Below are 534 nucleotides of genomic sequence, written 5' to 3'. Positions count from 1 at the left end.
CATAATGGATTTTATCGGAAACGAAAGAAAAGCTTATAGAAGTATACTTCCCTAAGCTCTTCTTCGTTACAAGTCCCTACAAACTCAGTATTTATCAACTACTGCTCCTAAACTAGCTGCTTTAACATATCGTTTATTACGTAAAGGAAGAATCTCTTCTTTTGTTCCTGTAACAACTACACCTATAATCAATCCATTTTTCTGCCTGTTTTTTAGATATTTTACTTCCTCTGTATCTGTTTTTTTAAGTTCATTCAAAAAGTCTGCTTCTGTTTTGAATTTATTAGTCGTTAGTTTTGCTCCTAGTTGTGGGGATGGTTTAGAAATACCTAATAACCATCGTCCACTTTCTGGCTCGCCTCTGTAACCATTAGACTTTGCATAATTGTCTATCCAATACCACGTCTGGTGAGCAGATGTAGGCAGCATCTTTTGTACTTCTTTCAATGTGTAATTTTTATCAAAAGATATGGCCATCTCCATGTATTTGTCATTTGGGTAATCTTTAATCATCTCGAAATCATTAGCATACAA

General features: G+C 34.5%; 1 protein-coding gene. It reads right to left on the bottom strand.

The features are described 5' to 3' along the window. Positions 1-84: 84 nt before the first annotated feature. Positions 85-534: anti sigma factor C-terminal domain-containing protein (locus tag POF52_RS31015; RefSeq protein WP_271998204.1), on the bottom strand; the 450-nt coding region annotated here is incomplete at its 5' end.

The organism is Priestia sp. AB, assembly GCF_028369225.1.
GTDB lineage: Bacteria > Bacillota > Bacilli > Bacillales > Bacillaceae_H > Priestia > Priestia megaterium.
This window is presented reverse-complemented; position numbering and strand designations above follow the sequence as displayed.